Here is an 11,030-nt window from a genome sequence, read left to right on the forward strand (position 1 = left end):
GCTGTGGCCCCGTCGGGCAATTTGCAATTCGCAGTGCTTATATGCTTGGTGCAGAGCGAGTGATAGCGATCGATCGCGTCCCCGAACGCCTTCAGATGGCGAAAGATGGGGGAGCAGAAATCCTCAACTATGAGGAAATCGAGGTAGGGGAAGCTCTCAAAGAAATGACGGGGGGGCGCGGCCCCGATGCGGTGATGGATGCAGTCGGAATGGAAGCTCACGGTATGGGTCTGGAGGGACTGTATGACAAAGCTAAACAAGCGGTGCGTTTAGAAAGCGATCGCCCTCACGCACTGCGACAGGCGATCGTTGCCTGTCGTAAAGGTGGTACGGTGTCGATTCCTGGTGTATATGGCGGCTTTATAGACAAGATGCCGATGGGTGCTGCTATGAACAAAGGCTTGACATTCAAGATGGGTCAAACCCACGTACATCGTTACTTGCAGACCTTACTCGATCGCATCGAAAACGGCGAAATCGATCCATCGTTCGTGATCACCCATCGTCTACCTTTAGAACAAGCACCAGAGGGCTATGAAATTTTTAAGCACAAGAAAGACAACTGTATCAAAATAGTGCTCAAGCCCGGTCAAGCTGCATAGATGGCATAGTTGGACAAAAATAAATAATGTCATTGCGAGCCCAGCGAAGCAATCCCAAACCCCGGCGATTGCTTCACTTCACTATCGTTACCGTTCGCAATGACATGGTTGCGTTTATTTATGTCCAACTACTTAGTAGCAGGAGGGAGTTCGGCTTGAGGCAGGAGGAAAATGCAATACTAAAAATGGTTTGGGCGATCGAGAATGTCCTAAGCGTTGTGGCGGTTGCTATAGTAGCAACGAGATCGACCATATCACCCAAAGAAACCCGGTTTCTTTGCGTAATTCCTGTTACTTTTTCCACTGGATAAACTTAATGTAATCTCCTTCAAACTGCTCTCCTTTCAACATCCGATTCCAATAAATCCAAGGCAAAGCAAAAGTTTTCATTTCCCACATAATCCAACGCTCTTTTATCGGATTGAGGGGAAAACTAGAAAGCACTATACCGCTATAACCATCAAATTCAGCCATGATGGTCTTGCCATAGCCAGTGATTAAAGGACAGCAAGTATAGCCGTCATACTTATGTAATAATGGTTGGGATTCTATGAAATTCAGCAAGTTTTTAGCAACAATTACGGCTTGTTTGCGTGCTGCTGCTGCCGTTTTAGAAGTTGGCAGCGAAGAAGCATCTCCTAAGCTAAATACGTTGGGATACCGATTGTGCTGGAGGGTATATTTATCTACATCTACCCAGCCATAGAAATTACCCGGAACGGCTAAAGGACTTTGTTTAATAAAGTCAGGAGCGCTTTGGGGCGGTGCGACGTGAATCATTTCGTACTTGTGGGTGACACAATCGACAACATCACCATTTTCATCAAAAACGTCAAAAATCGCCTCTTTGTTTTCAGCGTTAATTTCCTTCAAATTGTGCCGGAACTTAACATCAATTTGTCGTTCTTGGACAACGTTATCTAATATTGCTGAATATTCTGGTACTGAAAATAGTTTAGTTAATGGCGTAAGAAACATCACGTTAGTGCGCTGACGGACTGCTAATTTACGAAATATATCATCGGCCATGTACATGACTTTTTGCGGCGCACCACCACATTTAATCGGAGTATTGGGAAAGGTAAAGAGAGCGTTTCCCCCTCGAAAATTTTTGATTAGTTCCCAGGTATAAGGTGCGTAATTAGGAGCATAATTGCTAGTAACACCATCTTTTCCGAGCGCTTCTTTTAGGCCTTTAATTAAATGCCAGTCCAATTGAATGCCGGGACAAACAATTAAGTAATCGTACTCAACCAGGATGCCTTCTTGCGTGAGAACCGCATTATTTTCTGGGTCTAATTTAACTACTCGATCTGCGATCCAAGTCGCTTGTCGAGGAATAAAATCTTTTTTATCCCTGACTGTATCCTCAATTTGAAATACTCCGCCGCCTGTCATCGTCCAACCTGGTTGATAATACTGCTTGTGCGATGGCTCGATAATGGCAATATCTAGAGATTTGTTTTTTTTCAATAACATCGAAGCGGTGGTAAGTCCGGCAGATCCACCTCCAATGAAAACGATTTGGTGGTGCAGTTTTTTAGTAATGGCGGGGGTTGCGGACAAAGCTGGAGTCTGGGATTGTTGGGATGTTGAGGTAATCATAAGTAGTTTTTTCTTTGAAAATAGGTTGACCGATCGCTTTGTTAGTCGATAAGGTTCTAGCAGGTTAAGCAGGACTTACGCACGCGAGGCCAAAAACCCGGTTTCTGCGTCAATATCTCTCGAAAAAAGCGATGATTTGTCAAAGAAACCGGGTTTTTTTGCGTAAGTCCTGTTGAGTAAATCTACTTACCCCCGCCGCTAACTTTTTTTGTTGCTATTGTCAAATTGTACAACTTAGTTTACTATATAGCAATATAGGCAGCTATAAATATGTACTCCTCGCGTGGCATATTTGAAAGCTAAGGAGACAGAGCCTTCTTTCCAAGTCCTAAACGTAGTTCTCAGGCTGAGTCTGGGGGCGCGATCGCGATCGCCAGACATTCCCTCAAACAGGTAAAAACTTTACAAGGAGTCATATAAATGTTATTTCGCCAAATGTACGACAACGAAACCAGCACTTATACTTATTTAATTGCTGATGAAAATACCAAAGAAGCAGCTTTAGTCGATCCGGTAATCGAGCAAGTCGAACGTGATTTAAAGCTAATTCAAGAATTAGGATTAACTTTGCGCTATTGCTTGGAAACTCACATTCACGCCGATCACATTACGGGAACGGGTAAGTTGCGAGAAATCACGGGTTGTGATGGCATAGTGCCAGAAAATGCCCAAGCTGTTTGTGCTAACCGCTTTATTAAAGACGGGGAAATTTTAAAGCTAGGCGAGGTTGAAATTAAAACGATCGCGACTTTAGGACATACCGACAGCCATAACTCTTACCTAGTCAATCAAGACAGAGTGCTGACTGGAGATTCTCTGTTAATTCGTGGTTGTGGGCGGACTGATTTTCAAAGCGGGAATCCGGGTTTAATGTACGACCACGTTACGCAAAAATTATTTACTCTCCCAGATGAAACCTTAGTTTATCCCGGTCACGATTACAGAGGAAATCTGGTTTCTACAATTGGGGAAGAAAAGCTATATAATCCCCGGTTTGTTGGCAAAATTAAGGCGGCTTTTATCGAACAAATGAATAACTTAAATTTGCCCAATCCGAAAAAAATTGCTGAAGCAGTGCCAGCTAATCAACAATGTGGAAAGACACCTGTAATGGCAGAAGTTTGAGGACTTAGAAAGTGGAAAGTTTGAACGGGTTTATTGCTTTAATTGGTGGCATTTTAATTGGGTTAAGTGCCACCCTATTACTAGCATTTAATGGTCGAATTGCTGGTATTAGCGGGATTGTCAATGGTGCGATCGCCTTTTCTAAACAGGAAGTCTGGCGGTGGATATTCATTGTGGGTATGTTGCTGGGCGGCGTGATTTACGAATATGGACTAGCACCTCAACCAACTCCCACCGCTGCACTTACTCCTTGGGCAATGACGATCGGGGGTTTTCTGGTTGGTTTCGGCACCAGAATGGGCGGCGGTTGCACTAGCGGTCATGGAGTCTGTGGGTTAGGTCGATTGTCAATGCGATCGCTAGTGGCAGTTCTGACTTTTATGATTACTGCCATTCTGACAGTTTTTGTTGTCCGTCACGTATTGCATTTGAGTATATGAAAGAGCAGCTAATCGCGTTATTGTCAGGAGTATTCTTTGGTCTGGGACTAGGGCTTTCGCAGATGATCGATCGCGATCGCGTACTAGGCTTTTTGGATGTGGCTGGTGCTTGGGATTCAACCTTATTATTTGTCTTGGGTGGCGCAGTCACGGTGACAGTAATTGCCTTCCAATTTGTGCTGCGTCGTCCTCAGCCAATATTTGCTGACCAATTTCATTTACCAACTAAGAAAGACCTCGACAAATCTTTAGTTATTGGGGCTGCTATTTTCGGTGTCGGTTGGGGAATTTGTGGATACTGTCCAGGGCCAGGTATTACTGCTTTAGTGTTGGGTAATTGGAATCCTATTTTGTTTTTAGTAGCGTTCATTGCAGGTTCGCTGACCTATAAAAACTTATCTGACAAGTGATTTTTATAGGAGTGTAACCACTGGATAATATGGTTCATGCTAGCCCAGAAACATTGACTAATTCATAGTTTAATTACCTGAAATGTTTAATCAAAAGACAATGGTTGGACGATCGCAGCAGCAAAAATGGCTGGATCAATGGAGTCACTTTTTTCCGATTTTAGATTGGGGTTTACACTATCAACCGGAGTATTTGGTAGGCGATATTACTGCGGGAATTGTTGTTGGCACTGTGCTAGTTCCCCAAGCGATGGCCTATGCTTTATTAGCAGGTTTACCTCCTCAAATTGGGCTATATGCTAGTATTTTGCCGCTATTAGTTTATGCCTTTCTTGGTACCAGTCGTCTGATTTCGGTTGCGCCCGTAGCATTGGATTCGCTGATGGTTGGGGCGGCAATTGTCCCCCTAGCTGCTGAGAATACACCCCAATATTTAGGATTGGCATTATTGCTAGCATTAATGATTGGTGCGATCGACATTTTTATGGGGGTCTTTCGGTTAGGATTCTTGGTAAATTTTCTCAGTCAAGCAGTGATTTCTGGCTTTATTAGTGCGGCGGCAATTGTAATTAGTTTTAGTCAAGTTAAGCATTTGTTAGGATTGAAAATTCCCCAAACAGAATCTTTTATCCAGTTACTAACTTATCTAGCCAAAGGAATTAGTGCAATTAATTGGTTCACTCTATCCTTGGGATTGATCGGCATTCTCATATTAGTCTATTTCCCAAAATGGTTGGGTAAACAACTCAAGAAACGCGGATTTCAAGAGTTAACAATTATGCCACTAACTAAAAGTGCGCCTCTCCTGCTGGTAATTAGTAGTTCGTTGCTTGTTTGGTACTTTCATCTGGATAAAATTGCGGGGATAAAAGTTGTGGGTGATATCCCCAAAGGTTTACCTTCTTTCACTTTTCCGGTGCTTGATGGCAATACAATTGCTACATTATTTCCGGCGGCGTTGGCGATTAGTTTTGTCGGCTTCATGGAAGCCTATTCAGTGGGTAAGTTTTTGGCTAGTAAGAGAAGACAAAAAGTTAATGCTAACCAGGAATTTATAGCTTTAGGGGCCGCAAATATTAGTGCCGCTTTGACGGGTGGTTATCCGGTTGCAGGTGGTGTAAGTCGATCGGGTGTGAACTTTTCTGCTAATGCTAATACTCCTTTAGCATCAATGATTACGGCCTTGATTGTGGCGCTTACCGTCATGTTTTTAACGCCGTTATTTTACTTCTTACCACAAGCTTGTTTAGCCGCAATTATTGTGATGGCTGTTAGTAGTCTTTTCGACATTGCCACGCTGAAACGCTTGTGGGTGTATAACAAAGCTGATGCGATCGCCTGGATTTCTGCATTTCTGGCAGTATTATTCACCAGTGTGGAAAAAGGTATTTTGTTCGGTGCTGCGGTATCAATTTTATTACATTTATGGCGTACTAGCAAACCGCATATCGCCGTTGTTGGTAGAGTTGGAAACAGCGAACATTTTCGCAATGTTTTGCGCCATGAAGTTAAAACTTGTCCTCATGTCTTAGCCGTTCGCGTTGATGCTAGTCTTTACTTTGTGAATACTAAATATTTGGAAGATTACTTACTGAAAGCAGTGAGCAATCGCCCAGAGGTAAAATATTTATTGTTGGTATGTAGTGCGGTAAATTCGATTGATGGGAGTGCTTTGGAAACGCTCAAAAGTTTGATTCTTGACTTGAATAATCGGGGAATTGAATTTTATATGTCTGAAGTCAAGGGGCCGGTGATGGATGGATTATTAAAGGTTGGGTTTGTGGAGGAGTTAGGGAAAGATCATGTTTTCTTAACTACTGACCAAGCAATGCAAGCTTTGGAATGTGTATAATACAGGGCTTAAGCACGTTCGGTCAAAAACCCGGTTTCTGGCCACCACCAATGATGCTAAAATTTAATCACCAGAAATTAAGGTAAGAGGGGAAAGCACAGGAGCGCGGGAAAGTGAGCGATTTTTCAGATGAGGAGATTTATCGAGAGATTGGTGCGATCGTCAGCCAGTACGATATCCTTAAATGTGATTTGTGTGCCAAAGCCGTGTTAAAATGGCTGGCAGAAAATAGAATTGCGGGTAAGTTACTCAGACTGAAAACAAGGTTTGATGATGAAGACTTTATCTTGAGCGAACGTATGCTCCAAAAAGGATTGGGTGAATCAATCACAGAAAACGGTACTCACTACGGTGTTGAAGTTCGAGGACGAGTGTTTGATAATCTGTCAACACAGGGAATGTTTAGGACAGAGTGGGTGAAGGATTTTTCCTGTCCCAGCGATGGGTTTGTTGTGGAAGAGCTAGAAAACTTTGACTAGGAGATTTTTATGAGCGGACTTTTTGAAATTCTGGAGAAAATTAAAGCAAAACCAGGAATGTATATCGGACGAGCTTCTGCAAGCGATCTTTTTATGTTTATAGTCGGTTATAGAACTGCGAGACGCGAATTGGGAGTTGAACCCACAGAAAAAGAAATGGAATTTTATGGAGACTTTCAACCCTGGTTGCAAAAGCGATATCAAGTATCAACATCAGGTTCATGGGCAAGAATAATCGAGTTTTATACTAACAATGAAGAACGAGCATTTTATCGTTTTTATGAGTTGCTTGATGAGTTTTTGCAGCGAGATAGCTATTCAGAAGTAGAGCCAGTTAAGGAAAAAGTCGGTAATCTAATAACTGGATAGTCAAGGGTGTTAAGATTATTTGCGAGTAATTACAGAGGAAAATAAACGATGAATTTAGAACAAGCTGTTTTAGATAAGTTGCGGGCATTGCCCCCGGATAAGCAGCAAGAAGTTTTAGATTTTGCTGAATTTCTTCAACAAAAAAATCTTCCGAGAAAACCTCTAAAAAGCGTCAAAGGAATGTGGGCTAATTTAGATATGGAGATTACGGAAGAAGATATCGCCCAAGCTAGAAAAGAAATGTGGGGCAATTTCCCGAGGGAGGATATTTTATGACAGCCGTTGTCGCCGATACTCATACAATTATCTGGTATTTGCGAGAGACTACTCGATTATCTCCAGTAGCAATGATGGCTTTAGATGCCGCATTAGCAGAAAGCTATCCGATTTATGTTTCCGCGATTTCTGTGGTAGAAGTTGGCTATTTAGTGGAAAGGTATCGGTTGCCAGAAGAGGCATTTGGGCAGTTAATTAATGCTTTATCTGATGCGGGGACTGGGTTAGAAATAGTCCCTCTGGATTTAATCATAGCACAAACTTTGCGTCAGATTCCCCGCGATGTAGTGCCTGATATGCCAGATAGGATTATTGCTGCTACTGCTTTATCTTTGAATCTTCCCTTAGTCACTCGCGATGGGAAAATTCAAGCTTTAACTACTATTCAGACAATTTGGTAAATATGAAGAGAAGAAACCGGGTTTTTTCCCATCTCTTCGCCTCTAACGAAGATTCTCGCAAAAACCCGGTTTCTGGCCACCCATCAATGATGATAAAATAAATCTCAGTGTGATTCTCTACTCCCTCATATATACCTTATGACCAACGACCGCCTAGAATCCTTCCGAACAGCCTTCAAGAATCTTGACTTACTTCCTTTGAAAACCCCAGAAAAACTGAATAAATTTCATGTGGAATATGGCACTGAGATTTTAGAAGAATTGGAGCATTTGGTTGAAGATTGCTCACCGGACAATAACAAAATCATTTTTACGGGTCATCGTGGCTCAGGCAAATCAACTTTGCTCGGTCAATTTTGCCAGCACACGAAAAATCGCTACTTTGTAGTGTTTTTTTCCATCTCTGACCTGATTGAAATGTCAGATGTAAATCATGTGAATATTTTGTTTGCTATGGCAGTACAGCTTATGGAAGCAGCAGAAGAACGCCATATAAAAATTAGTTCTAAAACCAAAAAAGCTTTTTATCAGTGGTTTAGTAAGCATACTCGAACTGAGGGAAGTTCATTTGATTCTAGCATTGAGCTAGAAACAAGTGGAGAAGCTGGTGTAAATGCTTGGTTTGTGAAATTCTTTGCTAAGTTGAAAGCAACTTTAAAGGCAAACTCTGTGATTCGTGAAGAAATTACGACTGAGTTTGCAAGACGAATTTCAGATTTGATCGATCGTATTAACGATATCGCTAGTGCGATTCAAGCGGCGTGTGGACAAGAAATTATGGTCGTGATTGACGATCTTGATAAACTCGATCTAGAAATTGTGGATCGTGTTTATCGAAATAATATTAGTGCATTATTTCAGCCTCAGTTTCGGATTATTTATACAATTCCAATGGCAGCGACACGAGATCTGTCGTTGCGAGGAATTATTCATAATGCTACCAATAATAAGATTCAATCCATGTGGGCGACAAAGTTGTTTCCGCGTGGAGAAGATAGAGTTCCAAATGCCTCTCCTGTTGAAGAAGCTGTAAAAGTATTTGAGCAAATTCTTTACAAGCGACTTCCCCAAGATTTGATTGAACCAGAAGCAACTCAAATGATGATCGTCAAAAGTGGTGGAGCCTTGCGAGAATTTATTCGTTTGGCTAGTCAGTCCTGTGGGTTATGTTTGAAGCAGTTACGTCGCACACCAGATCAGCAAGATTTGATAATCACGTCTGAAATTTTGAAAAATGCTATTACAGAATATCGGATTAATTTAACAGAACCCCTTGGAGAAAACCGCTATCAAATTCTAGTAGATGTATACCAAAATTATTTACCCAAAGATGGGATGGATCAGGATTTCCTAGATTTATTGCACACGCTCTACATCCTAGAATACCGCAACGATGATTTGTGGTTTGGAGTACATCCCGTAGTTCAGGAAATATTACAGAAACGTGGGTTAATCGGAGTGACATAAATGCTTAACAGTGAGATCGCAGACTATCGATCGCTCAATGAGGATAGTTACGATGGTCTTGTTTCTTTAATTGAAGCAAGTCAAGGTGTATTGTCATTGTTAATTGCCTCCTGTCAACCTGGAGATTTTCAAACCCAGATTATTAATCGTTACGAGGCAGAACTTTCTCCTACTATCCCCTGTTATCGTGCGGTTTTGAATCAAAAGGAACCTAGCTTGAGAGCGGCGTTGGAGCAACTGGTTAAGGATTATCCAAAGCTAAAAATCCCCCAGGAATCAGCCGCGATTACTGTAACCGGAACGGAAGCTTTGATGGAGATTGCATCAACGGATTCGGCAAGCTCACCGTTAAATGCTGACTCTAATCATCAGTCTGAGTTAAGCCGTTTTTTCGGCTATTTGCAATGGACGCGGGAGGGATTGCGGGAGTTTCCTTATCCGATCGTACTTTGGGTTACGCCAAAGATTTTGAGTCGCTTGAGTATGGAAGCGCCCGATTTTTGGAGTTGGCGGAGTGGCGTATTTCGATTTGTAGCGCCTGCGGTGCAAGAAAGGGATGTGCTTAACAAGACTGAGGAAATTTCTCTCTTGATTGAGACAGAGAGAAGAGAGACTTTACCGCTAGAGGAACTGTTAGAACAGGTGGAAAACCTGGAGCAACAAGCTATGGAAACTCCTGCATTAGCAACCCTATACAATCGAGTTGCTAATGCTTATGCAAATCGGGTAAAGACGCACGAAGCACAGGATTATTCACAGGAGATCGATCGCGCAATTCATTTCTTTGATAAGTCACTTGCCTTACAAGAAAAATTGAACTTACGCACGGCGCAATCTGACACTTTGTTACAGTTAGGTGATATGTACTATGACTTAAGATTGTGGGAACCAGTATTTGACCTATATCAGCAGTCTTTAGAAATTGCTAGGAGTTTGGAAGATCGCCTACGTGAGTCCGCTGTTTGGGTGCGACTGGGTAATCTTTACCAAGAATATCCTCAAGGAGATCGTGCGAGTAACTTGGAAACAGCGATCGCATTTTACACTGCTGCTTTAGAAGTTTACACCCGCGATGCCTTTCCCCAACAATGGGCTCAGACGCAAAATAATCTGGGAAATGCCTACAGAAACAGAATCAGGGGAGAGAAAGCTAAGAATATCGAAATGGCGATCGCATCTTTCACTGCGGCATTAGCAGTTTACACCCGCGAAGCCTTTCCCCAAAATTGGGCAGGGATGCAAAATAATCTGGGTGCTACCTACCGTCAAAGAATCAGAGGAGAGAGGGCTGAGAATATTGAAATGGCGATCGCATTTTACACCGCCGCCCTCGAAGTCTACACCCGTGAAGCTTTTCCCAAAAATTGGGCAGGGACGCAAAATAATCTGGGAGTTGCCTACTTTAGTAGAATCAGGGGAGAGAGAGCTCAGAATATTGAAATGGCGATCGCATTTTACACCGCCGCTCTTGAAGTCCGCACCCGTGAAGCTTTTCCCCAAGATTGGGCAATGACGCAAAATAATCTGGGAGTTGCCTACTTTAATAGAATCAGGGGAGAGAGAGCTAAGAATCTCGAAACTGCGATCGCATTTTACATTGCTGCTTTAGAAGTTTACACCCGCGATGCCTTTCCCCAAGATTGGGCTCAGACACAAAATAATCTAGGAAATGTCTACTGTCAGAGAATCAGGGGAGACAAAGCTGAGAATCTCGAAACTGCGATCGCATTTTACACCGCCGCCCTGGAAGTTTACACCCGCGAAGCTTTTCCCCAACAATGGGCAATGATGCAAAATAATCTGGCAATTGCCTACAGAAACAGAATTAGCGGAGACAAAGCTGAGAATCTCGAAACTGCGATCGCATCTTACACTGCCGCCTTAGAAGTTCACACCCGCAAAGCTTTTCCCCAAGATTGGGCCAAGACGCAAAATAATCTGGCAACTGCCTACTGTCAGAGAATCAAGGGAGACAAAGCTGAGAATCTCGAAACTGCGATCGCA

Annotated in this window: 12 protein-coding genes; 11 read left to right on the top strand and 1 reads right to left on the bottom strand. The window is 42.6% G+C overall.

Annotated elements, in window-relative coordinates; genetic code table 11:
• On the top strand, nt 1-602 hold a 602-nt coding region (locus PN499_RS16080), incomplete at its 5' end, for a zinc-binding dehydrogenase (protein WP_272033043.1).
• Between the two features lie 291 nt (nt 603-893).
• Here PN499_RS16080 and PN499_RS16085 read toward each other — a convergent pair.
• Nucleotides 894-2,207, bottom strand: a complete 1,314-nt coding sequence (locus PN499_RS16085; protein WP_272033045.1) for an NAD(P)/FAD-dependent oxidoreductase — start codon at nt 2,205-2,207, stop codon at nt 894-896.
• Between the two features lie 420 nt (nt 2,208-2,627).
• Between PN499_RS16085 and PN499_RS16090 the strand changes: the two genes are divergently transcribed.
• The 10 genes from PN499_RS16090 to PN499_RS16135 form a co-directional block, all read left to right on the top strand.
• Complete coding sequence (locus PN499_RS16090) at nt 2,628-3,332, top strand: MBL fold metallo-hydrolase (protein WP_272033047.1); 705 nt, start codon at nt 2,628-2,630, stop codon at nt 3,330-3,332.
• A gap of 11 nt (nt 3,333-3,343) precedes the next feature.
• Entirely contained in the window at nt 3,344-3,772 is a 429-nt protein-coding gene (locus PN499_RS16095) for a YeeE/YedE family protein (protein WP_272033049.1), read from the top strand.
• Entirely contained in the window at nt 3,769-4,182 is a 414-nt protein-coding gene (locus PN499_RS16100; RefSeq protein WP_272033051.1) for a DUF6691 family protein, read from the top strand. Before PN499_RS16095 ends, PN499_RS16100 begins: the two co-directional genes overlap by 4 nt.
• Nucleotides 4,183-4,264: 82 nt before the next feature.
• Entirely contained in the window at nt 4,265-6,034 is a 1,770-nt protein-coding gene (locus tag PN499_RS16105; RefSeq protein ID WP_272033053.1) for a SulP family inorganic anion transporter, read from the top strand.
• A gap of 113 nt (nt 6,035-6,147) precedes the next feature.
• Nucleotides 6,148-6,513, top strand: a complete 366-nt coding sequence (locus tag PN499_RS16110) for a papain fold toxin domain-containing protein (RefSeq protein ID WP_272033055.1) — start codon at nt 6,148-6,150, stop codon at nt 6,511-6,513.
• A 9-nt stretch (nt 6,514-6,522) separates the two neighbouring features.
• Nucleotides 6,523-6,882 carry a hypothetical protein gene (locus PN499_RS16115; RefSeq protein WP_272033056.1) on the top strand — a complete coding sequence of 120 codons (360 nt, stop codon included), beginning with the start codon at nt 6,523-6,525 and terminating at the stop codon, nt 6,880-6,882.
• 48 nt (nt 6,883-6,930) lie between these two features.
• Nucleotides 6,931-7,158: a DUF2281 domain-containing protein gene (locus PN499_RS16120; protein WP_272033058.1), complete on the top strand. Its 228-nt coding sequence runs from the start codon at nt 6,931-6,933 to the stop codon at nt 7,156-7,158.
• Entirely contained in the window at nt 7,155-7,559 is a 405-nt protein-coding gene (locus PN499_RS16125; protein WP_272033060.1) for a type II toxin-antitoxin system VapC family toxin, read from the top strand. Before PN499_RS16120 ends, PN499_RS16125 begins: the two co-directional genes overlap by 4 nt.
• Before the next feature lie 138 nt (nt 7,560-7,697).
• A complete protein-coding gene (locus PN499_RS16130; protein ID WP_272033062.1) occupies nt 7,698-9,026 on the top strand; it encodes a P-loop NTPase fold protein in 1,329 nt (442 codons plus the stop codon).
• The coding region (locus PN499_RS16135) for a tetratricopeptide repeat protein (RefSeq protein ID WP_272033064.1) at nt 9,027-11,030 on the top strand (2,004 nt) is incomplete at its 3' end.

It is taken from the genome of Kamptonema animale CS-326, assembly GCF_028330895.1.
Classification (GTDB): Bacteria; Cyanobacteriota; Cyanobacteriia; order Cyanobacteriales; family Microcoleaceae; genus Kamptonema; species Kamptonema formosum.

Excerpts from the sequence above, each read along its gene's own strand:
- PN499_RS16085 (WP_272033045.1), bottom strand. The coding sequence starts at position 2,207 with ATGATTACCTCAACATCCCAACAATCCCAGACTCCAGCTTTGTCCGCA.
- PN499_RS16090 (WP_272033047.1), top strand. The coding sequence starts at position 2,628 with ATGTTATTTCGCCAAATGTACGACAACGAAACCAGCACTTATACTTAT.
- PN499_RS16100 (WP_272033051.1), top strand. The coding sequence starts at position 3,769 with ATGAAAGAGCAGCTAATCGCGTTATTGTCAGGAGTATTCTTTGGTCTG.
- PN499_RS16105 (WP_272033053.1), top strand. The coding sequence starts at position 4,265 with ATGTTTAATCAAAAGACAATGGTTGGACGATCGCAGCAGCAAAAATGG.
- PN499_RS16115 (WP_272033056.1), top strand. The coding sequence starts at position 6,523 with ATGAGCGGACTTTTTGAAATTCTGGAGAAAATTAAAGCAAAACCAGGA.
- PN499_RS16120 (WP_272033058.1), top strand. The coding sequence starts at position 6,931 with ATGAATTTAGAACAAGCTGTTTTAGATAAGTTGCGGGCATTGCCCCCG.
- PN499_RS16125 (WP_272033060.1), top strand. The coding sequence starts at position 7,155 with ATGACAGCCGTTGTCGCCGATACTCATACAATTATCTGGTATTTGCGA.
- PN499_RS16130 (WP_272033062.1), top strand. The coding sequence starts at position 7,698 with ATGACCAACGACCGCCTAGAATCCTTCCGAACAGCCTTCAAGAATCTT.